Raw genomic sequence first — 24965 nt, forward strand, 5'->3', positions numbered from 1 at the left:
GTGTAGCCCACCGTTTCGTAACCGTCATTATTTATAGGATATCTTCATGCACACGGATCTTGTCTCTCCAGATTCACTGCGTCAGATCATATCTGGCCTGTTTACTCAAAAAAATACACTGGTGGATGATAACGATGATTTAATTCGCAAGGGGCTGGACTCAATGCAAATGATGGCATTGTTAAACCAGTTGAGGCGGCAAGGATATCGCGTCACCCTTCGTGAACTTTATCAAAAACCCACACTGCATGCCTGGAACCAGCTTCTGCAACGTCATATGCCTGTCACTCACACAGCGCCTAAACCCGACGCCGCTTTGCAACCACTGATTGCAGATGCTCGTCCGTTCCCATTGACCGCAGTACAACATGCTTATTTTGTTGGACGTTCGCCGGAACAGACGTTGGGAGGAGTAGGTTGCCATTTATATCAAGAATTTGACGGTATTGGGCTGGAACCTGAACAACTGGAAGCGGCAATTCATAGGTTGATTCAGCGACATCCGATGTTACGAGTACGGTTTTTGCCAGATGGTCGCCAGCAAGGTATGACCAATGCTTATTGGAAAAAATTAACGGTTCATGACCTGTGCAGCTTGACAGCAGACAAACAGCAACTAGCGCTGAATAATATACGTGAACAACTAAGCCATCGGGTATTACAGGTTGAGCAAGGGGAAACGTTCGATATTCAGCTAAGTTTGTTTGGTGAGAATCAACACCGGTTGCACGCTAATATTGATTTGCTGATCATGGATGCCGCCAGTTTTAGCCTGTTCTTTACTGAACTGGCGGCATTAATTGTTAAACGCAACCTGCCGGTTATCCCTTCTGACTACGATTTTTGCCGCTATTTGGCGCAATATCAGGCGCAATTTGCGCAGGCTCGACAAGAAGCAGAGATATTCTGGCGTAACCGGTTAGATACCCTTCCCCCTGCCCCGCAACTTCCGCTGGCTAAGGAACCTTCCCTAATAAAAAACGTCCGCATTCAGCGCAGATGTTTCTGCTTGGCTCCTGAACATTGGCAACGTTTTAAACAACTTGCTCAACAAAATGGTGTGACGCCAACAATGGCATTGGCGACCGCCTTTGCCGGTTTATTATGTCGCTGGAATCATGCTCCCCGTCTGTTGTTTAACCTGACATTGTTTGATAGAGCACCGTTGCACACCGCGGTTGATAGCCTGCTGGCCGACTTTACTAATATTCTGCTATTAGATATTCCCGCTGATAATTTGCCGTTCTGCCAACTGGCTCAAGATGCGCAGGCAACATTTGCCGAAGCTTACGAACATCGCCACTGGTCTGGTGTAGAAGTTTTACGTGAACTTAAAAAACGCGGCAGCCATCCACATGGTGCGCCAATTGTGTTTACCAGCAATTTAGGCCGACCTTTATATGGTGAAAATACCCGTGATGTTCTGGGAAAACCAAGTTGGGGAATATCACAAACACCTCAGGTATGGCTGGATTTCGTTGCGTTTGAACATGAAAACACGCTGAATATTCAGTGGGATAGTAACGATGAACTCTTCCCTGATGGGTTAATGGATACCTTATTTACCGCCTATCAGAAGTTCATTGGCAACCTAACGGAAAACGCCACGCAGTGGAGTAAAGAATTACCGGATTTGATGCCTGAATCGCAATACCAGCTTCGATATCAGATCAATGACACAACTGAACCTTTGCCGGATGCCCTGCTGCATGAAGGTGTGTTTTTGCAGGCAGAACGTACACCAAATATTGTTGCTTTGGTGACTAATAATAAAGAAATTAGTTATGGTGAATTAAGTTTAGCCGCTCGCCGGTTAGCAACCGTATTGCAAAAAATGTCGGTTATACCGGGAGATCGGGTTGCCATTAGCATGGAAAAAGGTGTCGGACAAATTGTTGCGGTATTGGCGATACTTTATATCGGCGGCGTTTATGTCCCAGTTCCTGTTGATCAGCCCGTAAACCGACGTCGTGCTATCTGCGAAAGTGCTGGAATCCGTGTCGTTATCATTGACCCTGAACAACAATATGATGACTGGTCACAAGAGATACACTGTGTTTCCTGGCATCAGGATGAGCAATGGCCGCCTTTGGCAAATATGGCTAAGCGTGCGATTACTGATCCGGCTTATATCATTTATACCTCTGGTTCAACCGGTATGCCAAAAGGAGTGGTTATCAGCCACCAAAGCGCACTCAATACCTGTTTGGATATCAATCGACGTCATCAGGTCCACAGTAGCGACCGGTTATTGGCACTCTCTGCCCTACATTTCGACCTCTCCGTTTATGACATTTTCGGTATTCTCACTGCGGGAGGCGCGCTGGTATTAATTAATGAAGCACAACGTCGTGACCCGTCAACCTGGGAAATGTTGATCGCGCGTCATAATGTGACGTTGTGGAATAGCGTGCCTGCACTGTTCGATATGTTACTGACCTATTGCGAAGGTATGGAGCTCGATGCACCGAAAGCACTTCGTACCGTGATGTTGTCCGGGGACTGGATCGGCTTGTCACTGCCTGAACGTTACCGTTCATTCAATCCTGATGGTGTTTTGAGTGCAATGGGTGGTGCAACGGAAGCGGCTATTTGGTCAAACGAATATATCGTCAAAGGGGTTGAAACACAGTGGCGCTCCATTCCATATGGCTATCCCCTGGCTAACCAGCGTTACCGTGTCGTAGGTGAGGATGGCCGTGATTGCCCTGACTGGGTTGTCGGTGAACTTTGGATTGGGGGTGCCGGTGTGGCATTAGGCTATTTTAATGATAAAGAGCGTACTTCCGCTCAATTTGTTGTCGATCAAGGGGAACGCTGGTACCGCACCGGTGATCTGGGTTGTTACCATCCTGAAGGCTGGCTTGAATTTCTGGGACGTCGTGATAGCCAGGTAAAAATTGGTGGTTACCGAATTGAGTTGGGAGAAATTGATGCGGCCCTTAATCAAGTAACTGGAATCAGTAAAGGGGTGGCATTAGCCAGTGGCGAAAAAGAGAAGTCGCTGGTGGCGTTCCTTGAATTGGAAGGTGATTCTTTATGCCAACGGGTAAATCGTGCGCCACAGTTACCGACTCGGTATCGTGATCTGTTCCCTGCAACGCACTCAATAACCAGGGATAACAGTGAACCTCAAGTTGCAATGTTCCTGCTGGAACATCTATCTCGTCACGGTATTACGTTTACTTCACCGCAATCACTGGCAGATTGCTTGAAACACTATCGGCCACAACCGGAATACCATGACTGGTTTGCTCGTATGTTGGCATATCTTTGCCAATGCAAAGTACTGGCTGAATCTACACCGCATGTATATCAGGCTGGATGGTTACCTGCTACATCCAATAATGAGGCGATATGCATCCCGGAACGCTGGCATACCGTGCTACGTGATGTTCTTACGGGTCAACAGACGGCGATTGCATTACTTGACGATCCGCAATTCGCACCGGAACAACAATTGTTTATGTTGCCAGAAACCCAGCAATGGTTGGCCGGATTGCAACAGGTCATCGCGGCCCTTTCTCGGCGATTACAGCGCCCTGTGACTTTGATGGAATTTGATGCTCGCAGCGGTCGCTGCGCGCAGTGGTTGGCTGAGCATATTACTGATCAACATCTCTGTTATCTCGGCTTTGAACGTTCTCAGGCATTGGTCAATCAGGCGCAAACACGGTTAAACGGTTATGCTCATGCGTCAGTACAATGTTGGTTTGAACAATGTTGGTCTGAACAAGTTCCTGAGTCGCTGCAACATCAGGCTGATATTATTCTGCTGAATAACGTATTACACCGGGAAGCAGATCCCGCATGTTGTATCAAGGAATTGGTACCGCTTGCTCAACCTGGCGCGTTGATATTAGCAATGGAGTTGCAACAGGCATCGTCTCTCTCCCTGATTACGACTGAATTGCTTTCACCTCAAGGTATTCAATTACGCTCTGCGTCACAGTGGTTATCGCTATTATCACTATTATCGTCACCACAAGTATCGTCACCACAGGTATCGTCACCACAGGTATCGTCACTACAGGCCGAAACGCCAATGACCATCGGTAACCTTAGTGTGTTATTGATGCAAGCAAGTGACAGCGTCACTATTCCTGATCGGAAAAAAATTAAATCGGTGCTGGCACAACATCTGCCGGGATATATGATCCCACGGTGCTTGCATATTATTCCTCGCCTGCCATTGACACCTAACGGAAAAATTGATCGCAAGGCGTTGTCGCAAGCACTACAGACAGCGACAAAAACAGAGACAGCACCACGCCAGAATGAAGTGGTTTTGTTGAATGCGGTGGAACAAACCGTTGCCAGCATTTGGCAACGTTTGTTGAATACAGAGCAACTAGGCTGTGACAGTGAATTTTTCCAACTTGGCGGAGACAGCCTTTTGGCTACACGTTTGGTTGGTGAACTGGCACAACAAGGCTTCAAAGGTGAACTGGGTCATCTTTTCCGTAACCCACAATTGGCTGCATTTGCGGCTACGCTGGTTCCTCTGGCTGAAACCTCATCAGCAGAGTGCGCTCTGCCGAAAGAGCAAAATGAATACCAACCTTTCCCACTCACGGAAGTTCAGCAGGCTTATTTGGTCGGACGCCATCCGGGTTTCGCTTTAAGTGGTGTTGGGGCGCATTTCTTTATTGAATACCGGATAGAACGGTTAGATGTTCAACGTTTAAATCGGGTGCTAAATCGTCTGATCCAGCGTCATCCAATGCTCAGAACCGTGGTTGTCAATGGGCAGCAGCAGGTATTAGAAAATGTCCCGTTGTTCTCCGTCAAACAACATCCATTCACCGACATTACGCAGGCCGACACATTACGTGAACAACTTTCACATCAGGTATTAGATGCCAGTAACTGGCCGGTGTTCGATTTCCAGCTGGCGCAAGACGATGGGATTGTCTCCCGGCTATTTGTCAGTCTGGATAATCTGCTATTAGACGGGTTGAGCATGCGGATATTGCTGGCCGAATTAGAACAGCGCTATCTCGACGAGCAGCATGAATTGCCACCGTTGAAAGTCACATTCCGGGATTGTGTGCTACGTCAGCAGCAAATGCCGATAGATCAGCGTTCACTGCAATATTGGCAGGAGCAAGTGAAAACATTACCACTGGCACCACAGTTGCCACTGTGTATTGCCCCGGAAAGTGTTCAATCACCACGTTTTGTGCGCTATAGCGATCGGTTGTCCGCACATGAATGGGGTCAGTTAAAACAACATGCAACTCCTTATCAGATAACACCTTCTGCTCTATTAATTGCGGCTTATGCAGCGGTTCTTTCTGCGTTCAGTACCAAACCGGAGCTAACGCTCAACCTTACCCTGTTCGATCGTCCACACTGGCATGAAGATATTAATCACATTCTGGGTGATTTCACTTCCCTGTCATTATTGGCCTGGCGCCCGGAGAAAAATTGGTTATCAAGTGCTCGTGGATTGCAACAACAGCTATGGCAGGATTTGGATCACCGTCACATTTCAGCAATTAGAGTGATGCGTGAATTGGCCCAGAGCCGTGGCCCTGATACGGCCATTATGCCGGTTGTTTTCACCAGTGCATTGGGAACACATCAAGGACAATTCCTTTCGCATTCATCGTGGATGAAACCCGTTTGGGGTATTTCCCAAACGCCACAAATCTGGTTGGATCACCAGGTTTATGAATCCGACAATGAACTTTGTCTAAATTGGGATGCTGTCGAAGAATTGTTTGAACCGCGTCAGTTACAAAACATGTTCAATAGCTACATGACGCTATTGCGTACCCTTGCGGCACAGCCAGAAAGTTGGCATGCGGCACTGGAACAACTGATGCCACGCCAGCAATCGATGATGGTTGAAAATACGGCTGTTGCCATTGCGCCATCGCAGCGTTCAGGGGGATATGACCCACAAATATGCGGCGAAATTCAACACCTGTTCTTGTCCGTAACAAATCATCCTATTAACGCACAACAGAACTTTTTTGAGGCAGGAGCCAGCTCGCTACAGCTAATTCAATTGCATGGCAAATTACAACATGCGGGTTTTTATCATCTTGCCGTGACTGATTTATTTGCTTATCCAACACCAGAGACGCTCAGTTTGCGCTGCCGGAAGGATTCTCACGACGGAAATCGCCAGTCGATTACCCCTCGTCAGCGTCAACAACAAAAGCGTCTGCAACAACGGGAAAAACGTCATAAAGGAGCTGCATAATGACTGATTTAACGCCTCACTACGATAATTGCGATCCTATCGCAGTGATTGGCCTTGCCTGCCGCTTTCCGCAGGCGCCAGATAGCGAGACTTTCTGGCATAACCTGCAACGCGGAGTTGAGTGTACTGTTCCACTCTCTCATCAAACATTATTAGATGCAGGTATTCCTCCCGAAGTCATTGAGAGTGAAAACTTTGTCAATCGGGCAGCGGTATTAGAGAAGGCGGAACAATTTGACGCCTCGCTGTTTGGTTATTCACGTCAGGAAGCGGAGATGCTCGATCCTCAACAGCGTCTTTTTCTCCAGACCGCCTGGCATGCTCTTGAACATGCTGGCTATGCGCCACGTCATGTCCCCTTGAAAACGGGTGTTTTTGGTAGTAGCCGAGTCAGTACTTGGCCTTCATGGTCACAATTTTCCATGACCGATGTTGGCAAAGTTAAAGGGCTTCAAGCGTTAATCAGTAACGATAAAGATTATCTTGCGACACGTACCGCTTATAAATTAAACCTAAAAGGCCCGGCACTGACGGTACAAACAGCGTGTTCAAGTTCACTGGTTGCCGTGCATATGGCTTGTGAAAACCTGCGTGCCGGTGAGTGTGACATGGCGTTGGCTGGTGGCGTGGCGGTTTCTTTCCCGCAAGAAAGTGGTTACTTGTATCAGCCGGGCATGATCTTCTCGCCTGATGGGCATTGTCGCCCCTTTGATAGCCAGGCAAATGGTACCTATGGTGGCAATGGCGTAGGTGTTGTCACACTAAAACGCTTGAGTGATGCTCTGCGTGATGGCGATCCCATCATGGCTGTGCTACGTGGCAGTGCCATTAATAATGATGGCAATGAGAAAGTTGGTTTTACAGCCCCGTCGGTTAATGGTCAGCGCTGCGTGATTACCGAAGCACTCCAACTGGCCGATGTTAGCATTGATGATGTTGGCATGATTGAAGCACATGGCACAGGAACTCCCCTTGGCGATCCGATAGAAGTTGACGCGCTACGCAGCATATTTTCTGACCGTAGTGTGGCGGTGGAACCTTGTTATCTTGGCTCAGTGAAAAGCAATATGGGTCATCTTGATACGGCCGCCGGTATTGCTAGCTTGATTAAAGCGGTTCTGTCTGTTTGGCATGGCTATATTCCACCGACGATCAATGTCCAGCAACCCAACCCGGCGTTACAGTTGGAACAGAGTCCATTCAGGCTGGCAACACAAGGGCAGCGCTGGACACAAGCATTACGTACCGCGGGCGTCTCTTCGTTCGGTATCGGTGGTACTAACTGTCATGTTGTGGTGCAGTCATTGCCAGAGGAATTACGTCGTCACCGTGTCCGTCATGCGCGGACTTCGCCTTTATTGCTCTCCGCCGCTTCTGAATCCTCGTTGCGTCAATTGGCGCAACGTTATGCGACTGCACTTAATGATGCACCAGAGCATCATGCGGATCTGGCCTTGACCGCATTACAAGGGCGTGATCTTTCATTACCTTGGCGTTTAGCGTTGACGCTAACGCCACAAAGCGCTGTAAATTTATCCGCTTTTGCCAACAAAGAACCAACACCAAACATTTTCAGTGGGCAAGTCAATAGCGAAAGTAAGCAACTTTGGCAATTTAGCGGCCAAGGTTGTCAATGGTCTGGCATGGGAAAAGCCATGTATGCCAGCTCTCCTGTTTTTTCCGCTATGTTGGATCGTTGTTGTGCAGCATGTGCATCAGAGTTGGCATTGCCATTAAAAGCAGTAATGTTCGGGGAGCATGATGCTGCATTAGCCACCACCGAATATGCACAACCGGCGATTGTGGCGCATCAAATTGCGCTGGCGGCACATTGGCAGGCGCTTGGATTAAAGCCTGATTATGTACTGGGGCATTCGGTTGGCGAATTTGCCGCTGCCGTTGTCGCGGGGGTTTTCACACCTGAACAGGTAATGCCGCTCGTTGCGGTACGAGGCAAACTGATGCAAAGCCGCGCCCAAGAGGGCGCAATGCTGGCGGTTTTTGCCAATGAAGAAGAAGTACTGCCGTTCGTTCATTCGCTGGCATTAGATTTGGCGGTTTGCAATGGCCCACAACACTGGGTTTGGGCCGGTACAGAGACGGAAATTGCTACTTTGGCTCAACGCCTGGAACAACAGCAGATTCGTTGCCAGCGTCTTAACGTTGCCTGTGCGGCACATTCAGCCATGCTTGATGGTGTACTGGAGGCATTTTCTCTGCGTTGTAGCCAGTTGCAACCTGCATTGGGGAAAATTCCGCTGATTTCTACCCTGACAGCCAATATTGCAACGGCTGAACAATTGGGTTCACCAGACTACTGGCGTCACCATATGCGTCAGACCGTACGCTATTACCCGGCTGTTGAATTTGCTCGCCAGCAAGGGGTGGCATTATTTATGGAGATGGGGGCTGATGCACAATTAACCGGCATCGGGCGGCGTGTCAGTCTGCCACAGGAAATCTGGATTGCTAGCGTACAGCGTCAAAGCTCTCCAGAGACAGCTCGGCAAACGGCTCTCATGCAACTTTACTGTGCTGGTGTGCACCTTGACTGGCTGCATCTTTTCTCACTTACTGGGGAAAAATGTCATGCTCCGCTCTATCCATTTGATGAGCAGCATTATCGTTTCCCTGCAATCAAATCTGGGCAATCTACAACCAATACCAATGCTGGACTTGATGTAAATGCTCTGCTCGATCCTACTATTGAGCAAAACCCCGATGCTGCAACACTACGCGAGTTGTATACCGATGCATTGGTATATCAATGTCATGGGCGTGATACTGAACAAGGTTTCAGTGCTATCGATACTATTCGGGCTGGCCGGCTGCAACCTTGTTGGCGCCCTTTGTTGGAACAATTGCTAACTTATTGCGTCCAGCAAGGTTATTACCGGGAAGTTTCTGGGCCAACAGCAAGTAAAATGTACCGTCCTGATGGTCCCTTGCCATATGCCAAACGCAGATTATTAGAGGCACGTTTACTCACTGCTTTCCCGGCTTTGATTTATGCGGGTGAGCGTCTATTCGCCCTGTTAAGCGATCGTTGCGATTTGCCGCGCCAGTTTGTGTCAACACAAGCTGAGACCAACTCGTGGCTGCCCGTACCACAGCCGTGTCCTGATACCCACTATGCCCTACACTGGCGTACCATAAACACCACGGATAACCCAAGGTTTTCAACGGTATATACTCTCCGTTCTTCAACTGTGAATGACGAGATGGTTAAGCATTGGCGTCAGGCGGGTATTCATTTACAGCCAGAAAGCGGAAATATCTTATTACTGCTTACCGGCAGTGATGTAGTTGAATTATGTGATCAGGTTATTACCGAATTAAAACGTGATGAAACGACATCATTAACCGTTGTCACCTGTGGCGCTCAACCGGAAACCACCTTATCACCAGAGAATATCAATCCAGCTCAATACGCTGTCTGGGCATTGCTGCGTGTCGCGGTTGAAGAATATCCCCATCGTCGTATTCAAGCGATTGATATTGCTGATATCAACGATGCTAACGCTTTGTCATTAGCGCTTGGATATTTGAGTGAACATAATCGCTGGTTGAGAGTGCGTGGAAATCAAATCTCGGTGCCGGTTTTACAGCGCCAATCCTTATTGCTTTCCCAACAGTCGATATCGATTCCCCATCAGGGTTGGCATATCGTGACCGGGGGGATGGGAGGAATTGGTCAGATTTCCATCCGTTGGTTGTTGGCTCAAGGTGCACGCAGAATTGCGGTATTTGCCCGCCGTCAACATGCGGATTGGGATGGTTTTGTTCAAGAGTTATCACTGAATACCGAGACTGAGATACGCTGGATTAAAGTTGATGTTACTGATACGCCAGCTTTATTAAATGCAGTGCAAATGCTGGCACAAGAAGAGGATATCGCCGGGGCAATTCATGCGGCGGGTATCGCTGATCACACCCGGTTGGCAGAACTTGAACCTCAACGTCTGTCACGGATGTTATCAGTAAAAGCGCTGAGTGCATCGGCGTTGCAAACTGCTCTTAAACAACATAATGCACACTATCTGTTACTTCATTCTTCTGCCGCATCAATGTTAGGTGCTCAAGGACAAGGTGCTTATGCCGTTGCCAATGCTTATCTGGAATCTTTGGCGCTGACAGCACCGAGTTCGTTGATGGTAAAAGCACTGGTTTGGGGTGTTTGGGGTGGCGTTGGTATGGCCCGCGAGCGGCGCTTAGTGGAAAAATTGGCACAAGATGGCATGTTACCGTTCAGCGTCAATGAAGGTATCTGGCATTTTAATCAATCTCTGCATACCGCATCTCCCTGTTATCTGGCAATACGGTTAGATGAGTATCACCCTGATATTTCGCGGCGTTTACAGGCTGACACTGCTCATATCCATCCGGTGGCAGCCCCTGCTCCTTCACACTCTGTCGATAACACGCTGTATCAGGACAGCGAAGAACGGCTTAATTGGTTGCGTCAACGTATCGCTGCATTGTTACGATTAGAACAGCCTGAGCGTTTGGAGCCACAACAGGACTTATTGCAATTCGGTTTGGATTCCCTACAGTTTTTGGAGCTAAATGCGGTGATCCACCAGCAATTTGGTTTCAGATTAACTGCCGAGTTGGCTTATCGGAATATGACTTTAGAGGGGCTTAATCGGCTCATTGGCGACGCATTACCTGAACAATCAGTAGCCTGTTCTCAGCCTGGGATCATTATTGACAGCGTCCAACGTCACGCTCCATTCCCGTTAACGCCCATACAGCACGCTTACTGGATTGGTCGTACTCAGGCCATTGATTTTGGCGGCGTCGCGTGTCACGTCTTATTTGAATGGGATCTGACACTGGATAGTTTTGATATTCCGCGTTTTGAGAAGGCATGGAATGCTTTAATTCAGCGTCATGGCATGTTGCGCATGATAGTGGATGAAGACGGGCAACAAAGAATTTTGCCTGAAACCCCTTGGTATGCTTTGTCACAAGATGATTTGCGTATGTTGGATGAAACTGCTTGCCAACAGGCACTGGTTCAGCGTCGCCACACACTTTCTTACCAGGTCCCGCCAGCGGAACAGTGGCCACTGTTTGAAGTTTCTGTTTCCTTGCTACCGAATGCGCGTTGCCGCTTACATATGAATTTGGATCTGTTGCAATTTGACGTACAGAGTTTCCGGATCATGATGGACGATTTGCAACGCGCTTACCATCAGCAACCCCTGGCTCCACAGGTGTTTACTTTCCGTGACTATGTGATGGCGGAACAAGCTCAACGGTCAAGTCAAGAGTGGCGGGCATCATGGGCATATTGGCAGGAACAATTGCTTTCGTTGCCTCCGGCGCCAAGATTGCCGCTGAATCCACAACTGCCTCAGCGTAGTCAACCACAATTCACAACTTATGAAGGTCGATTAGCGCAATCTGATTGGCAAATGCTTAAACAACGCTGGCAACAATGGGGCGTGACGCCTTCTGCTGGTCTGCTGACGCTGTTTGCGCATACTCTGGAATGGTACAGCCGCCATCCGTTGTTTACTCTTAACTTAACATTCTTTAACCGGCAGCCTTTCCATCCAGAGGTTCAAGATCTGATTGGTGATTTTACCTCCGTCATGTTGATGGATTTTGACTTACGCAAGACAACTTCCCTGCGTACCAGCATGGAGAAGACACAAGCTTTGCTATGGCAACGGCTGAGCCATAACGATGTCAATGGTGTTGAGGTGTTGCGAGAACTTGGCCGCCAACAAAACGGTGAATCACAGAGCAGACAACCGCTGACGCCGGTGGTTTTCACCAGCATGTTGGGAATGGCACAAGAAGGTGTTGCAATCAAACAATCCATTACTCAGTTACTGGGTGATCCAGTCTTTGTTCTGAGTCAAACCCCACAAGTTTGGCTGGATCATCAGGTCATGGAAGTAGATGGTGATCTGCTGTTTAACTGGTACTGTATGGATGATGTGTTGGAACCGGGGGTTATTGAGGCACTGTTTACCGCTTATAATGCGCTGTTAGTGCAAATTTGCCGCCAGCCTGACTGCATGGAACATTATGATCTTCATATCCCGCCTTCCGGTCATACCTGTTATGACTTCTGGCCGCAACAACCTGAATTGCGTCAAGTCGAACAATATCTGCGTTCTAAACCTGAAATACGGTTAGCAGAGATTCAGCCACGTCAGGACGACACGCAAGGTTATAACGTATGGCTGGTGGCAGAAGACAATTTGCCATTATCGCTACCAGAACCGTTAGCAATAAACACCGATGTGTTACCACTGCCTGAATTAACAGAACAACGGGCGTTTGAACGCTCTTGGCAATACATTGAGCAGCAAGCATTATTTGGTTTGAGCCAGACATTACTGCGCCATAACTTGTTCACCTCTCCACGGCAATGTCACTCTCGCACGGAGATTGAACAACGTTTACAACTTGCGCCACAGTATCAGCGCCTTCTTACCCAATGGTTGTCGTTATTAAACAACCAAGGATTGATTGAAAAAAAGGCTGATGGTTACCGTTGTCTGCAACCGCTTAATCATGTTCCTGCTCCTACGGCAAAACTAGACGATGCCGTATGGTGCCACACGATCAGCCGCTATGTCGCGACATGTATCGAGCAACATGATGCCCTGCTTGCCGGGCGAAGTAATGCGTTGGAACTGCTGTTTGCCGATAAACAGACCACTGCCAGCCTCTATAGTGAGAATCCAGCGTTACGTTGCCTGAATCAAACTGCCGCTGAAATTGTCCGGCAATTGAGTCAGGTATCTGAGCATTTCACTGTACTGGAAGTCGGTGCGGGAACCGGTGCAACCTCAGCGAAGGTGCTTGAACGCAATGCACAATCGATTGAACGCTATCACTTTACCGATGTTTCACCGCTATTTCTGGATGATGCACGTCAGTTGCTTAATCACTATGGCGAAACCGTAAAATTTGCGCTGTTCGATATTAATCAGCGTATTGATTTTAGCCAGCATCCTGAATCCGGTTACGACCTGATTATGGCGGTTAACGTGTTACATGACGCAACTCATCTGCGAAACACCCTACAGCGTCTGTCACGATTACTGAAAACCGGTGGATGGTTGCTGATTATTGAAGCAACGAAACGTGAAAGTGCGATGCAACTTGCTAGTGTTGGGTTTATTGAAGGCATTAATGCCTGGAGTGATGATCGCGGCGATAGTGCATTGATGGAGCTTGCGGACTGGCGTCAGTGTTTGGAGAAATCCGGCTATCGGGTTTCATTGGAATGGCCTGGGCAAGATGGGCCAGAACTGCATCAACAACTGATTCTGGCGCGGGCTGAGCGGCAAGCACGGCTCAATGTCAGTGAAATAGCGGCACAATTTTCCACTTCGCCTTATTCATTGCATGTTCAACAGCAAGAACAATTACCCTTGATCGTGACCGCTAAAGAGAGCGTGGCACAGTCATCAACGCTGGAAACAGGGCAACCGGAAACAGCGGATGACCCGCTCCATGATATAGAACAGCAGGTAATCACGCTCTGGTGTTCACTGCTTCCTCAGCCAATACAGCGCCACAGTGACTTTTTCCAAAGTGGCGGTGACAGCTTAATTGCTACCCGAATGGTAGTGCAATTGCGTCGTCAAGGTTACGAACAGGCAAATCTGCAACAGCTGTTTGAACATCCTAAGTTGAGTGAGTTTTGTCGTACCTTGCGAGTAGTTGAAATAACACCCGCTACACAGGCTGTTCCACTTGAGACTAAGCTAGCATCGGAACAGACGCTTCCACTTACAGCGTTGCAATATGCTTATTGGTTAGGTGAAAGCCAACTGTTTCAGTTTGGTAACGGTATCGCGCATTTCTACGCTGAATTGGCTATCAACGATCTTGATCTGCCACGTTTCACTACTGCCTGGAACCTTGTGGTGAACCACCATGCGCAATTACGTGGCTATGTGAAGGATGGGCAATATCATATTCTGCCGGAAGTTCCCTGCTATACCCCGACGGTAATTGACTGTCGTAACATGATGCCCGCTCAACGCGAGACAAAACTCGCTGATGCCCGCGATACCCTGCGCACTAAAGGTGTTCCTAGCGATAACTGGCCGCTGTTTGATTTGACTCTATATCATACCGATGACCGGGCATGTTTATTGCATTTGACTATCGACCTATTGGTTGCTGATGGGAAAAGTCTGACGTTAATCCTACGCGATTTGCAGCGTGGGTATCAGGAACCTAACTGGCGGCCAGAACCACCGGCAGTGACTATTAATGATTATATTCAAGCACTGGAGGATGAGAAAACGGGGGAAGCCTGGCAACAAAGTCGGCAATATTGGCTTAATCGCTTACCTTATCTGCCTGATGCTCCAGTGTTACCGTTAAAAGATCATCAGTCACAGCAGCTTAATCAACAATGTCTGACGGGATATATCAGCCCGCAACAATGGCAACGTTTGCAACAACGTGCAGCAGAATACCGGGCTTCACCATCACAGGTGATGCTGACGTTATTCACCCATATTCTGGCGATATGGAGCAACAGCGAGCATTTCACCATCAATGTTCTGCATGGCAACCGGCTGCTAATGCCGCAACATTGCGATACGTTGGTCGGAAATCTGTCTACCACGTCATTGTTGGAAGTGGATTTACGCGATAGCACAGGATTCAGTGACGCGGTAAGTCGGATACAGAAACAGTGGTTAGCTGATTTGCAACATTCGCTATTTGACGGCCAACTGGTGCTCAGAGAGAAAAATCAGCACCGTCACAATCTGAATGCCGGTATGCCAATCGTATTTAACGATACAACCGGTACGGCGGGTAAAGGGCCATCAGGGTTGGGAACGCTGAATCTTTTTGGTGCGCAAACACCGCATGTTTATCTCGACTGTATGCTGATTTCCGGCTCAGAGGGTGGCGTTATCATTCAATGGGCAATTTTGCCGCAACTGTTCCAGCCACAAGTTGCAGAAAACATGTTTGCTCATTATCAGGCTAGTATCGCCGCCCTGCTTGAACCCGATTACCAATGGAGGGCCCCACTGCCAGAGTGGCTCCCGGTAAGTGATCGGATTTTGTGCCAAGATAGTAATGCGACAAAGAATGTGTTTCCGCCCCATACGCTCTGTTCGTTAATTGAACAGGCGGTAAATCGCTACCCACAACGTACCGCTGTAGTCGATGCTTATCGTCAAATTGATTACCGCACTTTGTGGTCACAAAGCCTGGCGCTGGCTGCCCATCTGCAAGCACAAGAAAATCAGTATTCGTCTCTGATTGGCGTGGTGATGGAAAAGGGTTGGCAACAGATTGTCGCGGTTATCGCGATTTTATTGGCGGGACGGGCTTATCTGCCTATTGATGCCAGCTACCCACAACAGCGCATCCATCAGTTATTGGCATCGGGTGAAGTGGATACTGTATTGACTCAACCTAATTTTGCTCAACAGATGGATTGGCCTGAGGGTGTACAGGTTATCTCTCTGGATGAAATATTACTTAACCGCTTACCGAAAAATACCGGTGAACAGTGCTTGCTTGCCTGTCCTGAGGATTTGGCTTATGTGATTTTCACATCAGGTTCTACCGGAAAACCAAAAGGCGTGATGATAGACCATCAGGGCGCGGTTAATACTATCCTTGATATTAACCAACGCATTGCCCTCAATGAACACGATAGCGTATTGGCAATATCAGAATTGACATTCGATCTTTCAGTTTATGATCTGTTCGGTACTTTAAGTTGTGGGGCAAAACTGGTTATTCCTTCTCCCGGTGACAGCCGACAACCCGACAAATTACTGGCGTGGTTACAACAAGAATCGGTCACAGTTTGGAATTCTGTTCCGGCATTTGTGCAACTGCTTGAGGAATACGCCAGCGATTATCCCCATTCCTTGGATAGCCTGCGTTGGGTATTGATGAGTGGTGATTGGATACCGACCAGTTTGCCGGAAAGATTATCCACCCTTCACCCTGTATTGAATCTTCTCGGTTTGGGCGGTGCAACCGAAGCCTCAATTTGGTCTATTGCCTATCCTATTGTTCAGGTTGATCCAAACTGGCGTAGCATTCCATACGGAAAACCACTGGCTAATCAGACTTTCCATGTACTCAATGCAACGCTTTCACCCTGCCCGGTTTGGGTAACGGGGGAACTCTATATTGGTGGACAAGGGTTAGCGCTAGGCTACTGGGATGATTTGGAAAAAACCACCCAAGCCTTTATTACTCATCCTCAAACGGGTGAACGGTTGTACCGCACCGGTGATTTAGGGCGCTGGCGGCCAGACGGTAATATTGAATTTTTGGGGCGCAATGATCACCAGATTAAAATTCGGGGCTACCGGATTGAGTTAGGCGAGATCGAACACCGCTTATGCGAGCACCCGGATATACAACAAACGTTAGCGTTTGCACATACTACGTCAACAGGTGCATTGCAACTCGTCGCGGGTGTGCGTTTATCCGACGAAGCACCGCTATCTACAGAGCTTTTACCGGTTCTGCCTCATTGGTTGCAACAAACCTTGCCTGCTTGGATGTGTCCACGGCGCTTTATCATTCTTGATACGATCCCCGTGTTAGACAACGGCAAAATTGACAGACGCGCATTGGCTACCTTGGTTGAGGATGCACAGGAAGTTAATCCAGCATCATCAATTGCTCTCAGTGTGACAGCACACGCTGTATTGAACCTTTGGCAATCAGTATTGGAACAACAAGCTATCAGTGTACATGAGAGTTTCTTTACGCTAGGTGGCGATTCTCTGGCGGCGGTACGGTTAATGGTGAAAATCAATCAGATGTTTAACCGTCAATACCCGCTCAGCCTGCTACAAACTTACGATACCGTACACTCTTTGGCTGAATTTATTGAACATCAGCCAGAAAACCCTTGCCAAGGGGTGATATTGAATCAGGGAAGCGCTGAGCAATCTGCCCTGTTTATCGTCCATCCTATTGGTGGACATCTGCTGGGGTATCGCCATTTGGCGGCCAATTTCGGCGACCAACGCATGATTGGGCTAGCATTTTCGCCAGATAATTTAGATACGGATACGCCTTCCGTGGCGGTGTTGGCGGCTGACTATATTAGTCAAATCCGTGCCTTCCAGCCGCAAGGACCTTATGCCTTGGCAGGATGGTCTTTCGGTGGATTGGTGGCCTATGAAATGGCTCATCAATTACGAGCGGCGGGGGAAAGTGTTTCTCAATGCATCTTGATTGACAGCTTTGCGCCAAATGTGCGGGCCGATTTGACTCTGAATGAAGCATTTTGTCATCGGCATTTCCTGCTCGATTTGCAGGGGCAATTCCCTGGTCTAACTCTGGATGATCATGTTATCGCTGCCGATACGGAGACCTTCCTTAATACGTTGCACGATGCCTTGCCACAATCTGCCCAGATTGATAGCTCGCTGACCGCACTTTATGACGTGTGGCGCCATAACCTGAATGCGTTGCTTGACTACTGTCCACCGCGGACTTCACAGCCTTTCTGGCTTATTCGGGCAGCACGGGCATTGCCTGATTTTATGGATTATCTCGATCCAACCACCATCGCCTCAATCGATCTTGGCTGGCAGGCTTTTGGGCCAGTTCATGTGACACAACTTGCGGGCGATCATTACACCTTATTCCAACATGAACATGTTGGCTCACTGGTTACTTGTCTGAAAGCTATCTTGAATTCAGTATCAACCACTAATTTTGTTAAGGAGAACATATGATAAAGCCACGGCGGGTTCTGATTGTCGGTTCGAAATTTGGCGAATTATATCTTAATGCGTTCCTACAACCTCAGTCTGGTCTGGAATTAGCCGGTATTCTGGCACAGGGCAGTGCTCGCTCGCAGCAACTTGCCTGTGATTTTAATGTGCCCCTATTCCGCTCACTGGATGAACTACCAGAGGATATTGATATTGCCTGCGTGGTAATACGGGCGGAGATTATTGGCGGCAAAGGCGATCAGCTTACTCAGGCACTCTTGGCTCGTGGAATTTCTGTCATTCAGGAACATCCCCTTGATGTCGAAGCCATTAAAAGACATCAATTAATCGCAAGCAAACATGATGCAATATTTTGGGTAAATAGCTTTTATAGCCAATGTGATGCGGGAAGAAGTTGGTTACATGCGGCGCGGCAAATCAGTCACTTATCACAGCAATGTCCGGTAAGTGGTTATTTGACAACCAGTCGCCAATTGCTATTTTCCGCGCTCGATCTGTTGTTACAGGCATGTCACTGTCCGGCACGGATGGAGATAGTCTATGTCGGTCAGCGCAGCAGTGCATTTCATTGCTTTGAACTTAGCTTTGCAGGGACAACAGTAACGTTAAACGTGCAATCCTATCTGGACCCGAGAGATCCCGATATGCACAATCTGGTGATGCATAAAATGACGCTGATCTGGCCTGTCGGTTATCTTACGCAGGAAGCCAGTTACGGGCCGGTTATCTGGACACCCGTCCTTCATGCACCTGATCATCTGAATAACGAACAAAGCCTCTACCTAAATGCCAGTCAGCCGGATGATAACTATCTGTACCAAGCAACATCACAAATTCTTTGTCCGGCAACCAAAAACTGGATGACGGCATTTGAATGTGATGGTGCTAAAGGTGTGGCATTTCTACTCAATACCTTGGGTTCTGTATTGAACGGAGCCCCCTGCCCACCTGCTTTTGCTTACGATTACCAACTGCGGTTAGCCGGTTTATGGCAACAAATTTTGCGCATTATGGGAGAACCTATTACTCAGGATTTATCGTCCCCTGTTTGGATTGAGCCAGCAAAATTGATGTTAACTAAGGAAGAATGTTGATGACGTGGGCACTCCCTACACACCCGATGATTCGTCCGTGCCTGACGACTCACGGCAAACCCAAATACACGCTGTTAATCTGCCCCTTTGCCGGGGGCAGTACCAGCGCATTCCGGCACTGGCCCACACTGGAGAATTTAGATATAGCGGTTTCGCTGGTCATTTACCCCGGACGAGACAGCCGCATGGCGGAAAAGGCTGCCACCAGCATTGCGCCATTGGCGCAATCACTGTCTGACCTGATGGTGTCATTCACCCCCGCACAGAGAGAAAACCTGATACTTGTCGGCCACAGTATGGGGGCACAAGTTGCTTTTGAAACTTGCCAACGCCTTGAGCAACAAAACTGTTCACCCAAAGCGCTGGTACTTTCGGGGTGCCATGCACCTCATCTTCAATCTTGCCGCCAACTTAGCGGATTACCTGATCGTGAGTTTCTTGAACAATTGATTGATATCGGCGGTTGTAGCCCGATTTTGCGAGAAGATCCTGGCTTGCTTGCGCTGTTCTTACCGATGCTACGGGCTGATTTCTTTGCTACGGAACATTATCACCGAGTCATGCAGACTGACGTTGTAAAACTGCAAACACCAACATTGCTGCTTTATGGTAGTGAAGACAAGGAGGCTTCCGCGATAGAAGTTCAACAGTGGCAGCAATGGCTGGCAGACGGAGAGCAACATCTTTCATATCGCTACAAGGAGGTTGTTGGCGACCATTTTTATATTACTCAAGAACCTGAGAGTTTTATTCGTCACATTACGCAATTTATACAATATGTCTATTTACAGGAGTTCGCATAATGGCACCTTTTTCTATTCCAGGGAAAACACTTACTATGACGCCAGACTATCTTTGGAATGGCAAAACGCTGGACCAACAACTTGCCGGGTGGTCTGGTATTTGGGGCGATAAAACAGCGCTGATCTATCAAGAACAACAACTAACTTACCGTGAATTGCACCAATCCGCAGAGAGATTAGCCAGCGGATTATTTCGTCGTGGGATCCGTCGTGGGGATAACGTTATGGTACAACTGCCTAACCGTATCTCCTTTGTCGTTACCTGTTTTGCTCTGTTTAGATTAGGTGCTCATCCGGTGTTATTAATGCCGACACAGCGGACATATGATGTTCATGCCCTTTGCCAGATTGCCCGCCCGGTTGCTTACATTATCCCCGATTGCATCCATGATTTTGACTACCGAAAAATGGCACGAGAAATTGCGGCGTCTTGTCCCGATCTAAAACACATTATTGTTGATGGAGAAGCGGAAGAATTTACCGCATTGGCATCCATTGATGATGAACCGGTAAATATTCCCGGTCCAAGTTATGGTGATATTGCCGTATTGCTGCTTTCGGGCGGAACAACCGGTACACCGAAATTAATTCCACGTACTCACGATGCTTATACCTATGATTTTGTGCTGTCAGCCCGTCTGTGCGCGGTAAATACAGAAAGTGTTTATCTCGCCGTACTGCCCGTGGCACATAATTTCACACTAGGAAGTCCCGGTATTTTGGGTACCCTTTCCCAGGGCGGAAGTGTCCTTCTGAGCGATACCGCCAGTTTTGATGAGGCCATGCCGCTAATCGAGCAACACAAAGTGACCCATCTAGCATTAGTACCGGCTCTGGCTCGGCTCTGGGAACAGGCCCGCGACTGGGAACAAAGCGATCTTTCATCCCTACGCTGTTTGCAAGTGGGTGGTGGCAGGTTGACACCAGAACTAGCGGAACAAGTAATAGCACGCCTTGGGCCTTTGCAGCAGGTGTTTGGTACAGCGGAAGGATTACTTTGTTATACCCGGTTGGATGATCCCTACGAGGTCATCATTAATACCCAAGGGCGTCCGTTATCAGAAGAAGATGAGATCAAAATTGTTGATGCCAATTTGCAACCGGTGGCACCCGGTGAGGTAGGAGAGCTTATTACATATGGTCCCTACACCATTATGGGATATTACCGCGCAGAGCTGCATAATACCGTGGCTTTTACCCCCGATGGATTCTATCGTACCGGCGATCTAGTTCGTATGACCTCAGATGGCAACCTGATCGTTGAGGGCAGAATTAAAGAGCAGATTAATCGCAGTGGTGAGAAAATTTCGACCCAAGAAGTTGAAACTTTGTTGCTGCAACATCCTGACATTGATGATGCCGTTGTCATTTCCGTGCCTGATGAACTGTTGGGTGAACGGATTTGTGCCTGCTTGCCTAAGAATGGCAGTCGACCAGAAACGATGCAGATAGAGTCATTTCTACAACAGAAAGGGGTTCAGCGTCATAAAATCCCTGATCAATGGTTGTTTGTCCCACATTGGCCCCTCACTACCGTGGGAAAAATTGATAAACGCCGCTTGGTACAGATGGCACAAGCGGAACATGGCCGCCCAATGCGGCAATATCATGAGCAAACTGTTGTTATTACCAACACTCCGTTAGATTTGATCACGCATTTGCTTTCAGATGACGAGGCACAACCTTATATGCTCTATGAAGTGAAAGGTGAATGGTCACTGGGGATAGGCTGTGCAGAGACTATCAGTGCGGATGCATCGGGACAATTGATTGATCCACAAGGTAATCGTCATCCATACGATATCAGCACATTGAGCCAAAAGCTTGAACAGGTGCTCAATGCCCTTCCCATTCAGGACTGGCGGGCCTATGGAAGAACTTTATTTGAATTCTCCCATATGACCTATGGGTTGCCATTAGCACAACAAAACGAAGCGTTAATAAAAATCACTATTCCGCAGCATGAATTACGTATAACTCAAGGACAGGTTCTGATACGAACTCTCGAAGAGAGTCAGCTCGCCATATTGAGGGAGAAAATTAGACGGGCTGATCAATTAGGCCCGCCTGTTTTCTCATGTACAGAAGATATGGAAATTATCAATACATCGGACGCGGCGAAACGTTATCAGGATAACGTCGCCAATGCGGTTAAGGACATTGCCTCGGGCCACTACCAAAAAGTGATCCTGTCACGTCGGGTTGAACTTAGCTCGGATATTGACATGCCACACAGTTACTGGTTAGGCCGCCAGGCTAACACGCCTGCCCGCTCTTTCTTCTTACGTGATGAAGATTTCTCTGTTTATGGTTTTAGCCCGGAAACCGTAGTTGAAGCGGATGGTTCAGGTTGGGTCAGCACGCAACCATTGGCTGGAACCAGAGCATTGACACATGATAAAGATCAGGATCGACGGTTGAGAGCAGATTTGCTTTCTGACCCGAAAGAGATCTCCGAACACGCTGTTTCGGCTAAATTGGCATTAGAGGAGCTGGCGCCGATTTGTCAGGCTGACACACTTTGTGTGTCAGAGTTTATGGCGATTCGTGAACGGGGTTCAGTACAACATTTGGCATCTCGGGTAAAAGGATTACTACAAACAGACAAAAATCGTTGGGATGCGTTCATCGCCTTATTCCCGGCGGTAACCGCTTCGGGAATACCGAAGAAACCTTCTTTACAAGCAATTTCACGTTATGAAGGAGAACCACGCCGACTTTATAGCGGTTGTGTCATATTGTTGGATAGCTCAGGAAAACTGGATGCGGCGCTGGTATTACGTTCTCTCTATCAGCATCAAGGGCGCTGTTGGCTCCAGGCGGGCGCCGGGTTAGTCAGAGATTCAAAACCAGAAAGAGAATGGCAGGAAACCTGCGAAAAACTTGACTGCATTATGAAATACGTTCGCCCTTACTCCGGCCAAAAAGAGTAAAAGAATAACAACACTTCAGGGAAAATCAGAGTTACCTCTGATTTTCCCTGGACGACTAATTTTCTACTATGCTTAAGTAAGTCACCTCTGATTTTCCTTCCGTGACAATCATTAATTTAAAAAAAATCAAATGGATAGATATTAGGTTGCAACTATTCTTGCTGGTATCCATTAATTAATTGGAGGCAATAGATATGTTCTCTCGTCGTGATATCTTGAAGGCATCCGCAATTGGCGCGGCTGCCGCTAGCATGGGCGGTATGATTAAAGCTGCTGTTGCTGAGGACCATCAGAATACAGTCACTGTTGGCGATAATAAATCGCCAATAAATGCCAAAAGTGTGTATAAATATAAATTTACCGATAGCAAAAAACGGGTATTGGAAAATGGATGGGCACGGGAAGCCACGGTAGAACAATTCCCGATATCTGAAGGGATTGCTGGTGTTGATATGTTACTTAAACCGGGTGGTGCCCGTGAACTTCATTGGCATGCTGTTGCCGCTGAATGGGCATATATGCTTGAAGGTCATGCACGTATTACCATTATTGATCCGGAGGGTAAAAGTGAAGTAGCCGATTTTGGTCCCGGCGATGTATGGTATTTCCCTAAAGGTCATGGTCATTCCATTCAGGCGCTTGAAGATGGCGCACATTTTATTCTGACTTTTGATGACGGGCACTTCTCCGAATTTGGCACTTTCAGCATTACTGATTGGATAACGCATATGCCGAAAGAGGTGCTTGAGAAAAGTGTCAACATGCCGGCATCCGTTTTTTCTAACATTAAACAGGGTGAAGCTTACATCGTTGGTGGCGCTATACCGCCAAAACTTCCTCTACCTGCTGACGATGGAGGATTGAACGATGCTCCCCTTACCCACCGTTATGAACTCTTGAAAAATAAACCCTTCTTCGAGAACGACTCAGGAAGTATTTATCGGGCATCATCGAAGGAATTTCCCATTTCCACCACGATCACCGGCCTCATAGAGACCATCAAACCTGGCGCAATACGTGAGCTGCATTGGCATCCTAATGCCAACGAGTGGCAATACTACATTTCAGGCAAAGGACGTATGACCGTGTTTAGTTCCCATGGACACGCACAAACCGCAAAATATGGGCCAACCGACGTTGGTTATGTGCCACAGGGATTTGGTCACTATATCGAAAATATTGGCAATGAAGATCTTCAAGTACTGGTTGTGCTAGATAACGGTATCTACCAAGATATTTCGCTCTCTGATTGGTTAGCTAAAACTCCGTCTTATTTGCTGGCGGATAACTTCAACAATAAGCCCTCCGATTGGGTGGACCGTCCTAAGGATAAGTTAGTTATATCACGCCGTAGGACTTGATATATTACACCGTGGTGTATTGAAGAAACCTATACCCGTTATCTTTCAGGAGAGCATAAAAAACCTTGGGGTACTTTATTCATTGAGCGATAAAATGAGCATCTAAACGTGCTTATCAGAGAGCTTGAATGAGTTACCCGGTCTGTCCTACACATTTTTATGCTCTCCTATCAGACTCGTTGAAGGTATAAAAACGGATCAAATCATCCTTGGTTTTCAGGCATAGCAAGCAAATTGGCTCGCTCATTGTCGGAAAGAATTGAGCGGCGCGGCATAGTCAGTTATCCATTTTCAGGTATTGATAGAGTGTTTCGCGGCTGATACCGAACTCCCGCGCCAATTGCGTTTTCTTTTCACCGGCAGCGGCGCGGCGCCGTAGTTCGGCACGGCGATCTGGTTCAAGTACTTTCTTACGCCCTCGGTAAGCCCCACGTTGCTTAGCAAGTGCAATACCTTCGCGTTGTCGCTCGCGGATCAACGCACGTTCGAATTCGGCAAACGCTCCCATGACAGACAACATCAGGTTTGCCATCGGTGAATCTTCCCCGGTAAAACAAAGATGTTCTTTGACAAATTCGATGAGTACACCACGCCGTGTCAGTGCTTGTACAATATAACGCAGATCGTCGAGATTACGCGCTAGTCTATCCATACTATGAATCACTACGGTGTCACCCTCACGTGCGAAACTGATAAGTGACTCCAGTTGCGGGCGTTTCACGTCCTTTCCCGACGCCTTATCGGTAAAAATTCGGTCAACCTGAATCCCTTCCAGTTGTCGTTCCGGGTTTTGGTCGAAAGTGCTTACCCGGATGTAGCCAATGCGCTGTCCTTTCATGCAGA

7 protein-coding genes are annotated in these 24965 nt (G+C 47.9%); 6 read left to right on the forward strand and 1 reads right to left on the reverse strand.

Annotated features, from left to right (window positions below; translation table 11 throughout):
- The first annotated feature begins 46 nt into the window (after nt 1-46).
- The 6 genes from D3222_RS03625 (at nt 47) to D3222_RS03650 (ending at nt 24122) form a co-directional block, all read left to right on the forward strand.
- Nucleotides 47-6214: a non-ribosomal peptide synthetase gene (locus tag D3222_RS03625; protein WP_118984901.1), complete on the forward strand. Its 6168-nt coding sequence runs from the start codon at nt 47-49 to the stop codon at nt 6212-6214.
- A complete protein-coding gene (locus tag D3222_RS03630; RefSeq protein WP_118984902.1) occupies nt 6214-17931 on the forward strand; it encodes a non-ribosomal peptide synthetase/type I polyketide synthase in 11718 nt (3905 codons plus the stop codon). The genes D3222_RS03625 and D3222_RS03630 overlap by 1 nt, the downstream gene beginning before the upstream one ends.
- Complete coding sequence (locus tag D3222_RS03635) at nt 17928-19025, forward strand: Gfo/Idh/MocA family oxidoreductase (RefSeq protein ID WP_118984903.1); 1098 nt, start codon at nt 17928-17930, stop codon at nt 19023-19025. The genes D3222_RS03630 and D3222_RS03635 overlap by 4 nt, the downstream gene beginning before the upstream one ends.
- 26 nt (nt 19026-19051) lie before the next feature.
- Nucleotides 19052-19828, forward strand: coding sequence for a thioesterase II family protein (locus D3222_RS03640; protein ID WP_118984927.1), 777 nt, complete (start codon nt 19052-19054; stop codon nt 19826-19828).
- A 35-nt stretch (nt 19829-19863) separates the two neighbouring features.
- Nucleotides 19864-22761: a salicylate synthase gene (locus D3222_RS03645; RefSeq protein ID WP_232832389.1), complete on the forward strand. Its 2898-nt coding sequence runs from the start codon at nt 19864-19866 to the stop codon at nt 22759-22761.
- 194 nt (nt 22762-22955) lie between these two features.
- Nucleotides 22956-24122 carry a cupin domain-containing protein gene (locus tag D3222_RS03650; RefSeq protein ID WP_118984905.1) on the forward strand — a complete coding sequence of 389 codons (1167 nt, stop codon included), beginning with the start codon at nt 22956-22958 and terminating at the stop codon, nt 24120-24122.
- 277 nt (nt 24123-24399) lie between these two features.
- Here the strand turns inward: D3222_RS03650 and D3222_RS03655 are convergent, their stop codons facing one another.
- Complete coding sequence (locus D3222_RS03655; protein WP_118984906.1) at nt 24400-24960, reverse strand: recombinase family protein; 561 nt, start codon at nt 24958-24960, stop codon at nt 24400-24402.
- Between the last annotated feature and the right edge of the window lie 5 nt (nt 24961-24965).

The sequence above is a fragment of the Photorhabdus sp. CRCIA-P01 genome (assembly GCF_003545805.1).
GTDB classification, from domain to species: Bacteria; Pseudomonadota; Gammaproteobacteria; order Enterobacterales; family Enterobacteriaceae; genus Photorhabdus; species Photorhabdus antumapuensis.

Excerpts from the sequence above, each read along its gene's own strand:
- D3222_RS03625 (WP_118984901.1), top strand. The coding sequence starts at position 47 with ATGCACACGGATCTTGTCTCTCCAGATTCACTGCGTCAGATCATATCT.
- D3222_RS03650 (WP_118984905.1), top strand. The coding sequence starts at position 22,956 with ATGTTCTCTCGTCGTGATATCTTGAAGGCATCCGCAATTGGCGCGGCT.
- D3222_RS03645 (WP_232832389.1), top strand. The coding sequence starts at position 19,864 with ATGACGCCAGACTATCTTTGGAATGGCAAAACGCTGGACCAACAACTT.
- D3222_RS03635 (WP_118984903.1), top strand. The coding sequence starts at position 17,928 with ATGATAAAGCCACGGCGGGTTCTGATTGTCGGTTCGAAATTTGGCGAA.
- D3222_RS03640 (WP_118984927.1), top strand. The coding sequence starts at position 19,052 with ATGATTCGTCCGTGCCTGACGACTCACGGCAAACCCAAATACACGCTG.
- D3222_RS03655 (WP_118984906.1), bottom strand. The coding sequence starts at position 24,960 with ATGAAAGGACAGCGCATTGGCTACATCCGGGTAAGCACTTTCGACCAA.
- D3222_RS03630 (WP_118984902.1), top strand. The coding sequence starts at position 6,214 with ATGACTGATTTAACGCCTCACTACGATAATTGCGATCCTATCGCAGTG.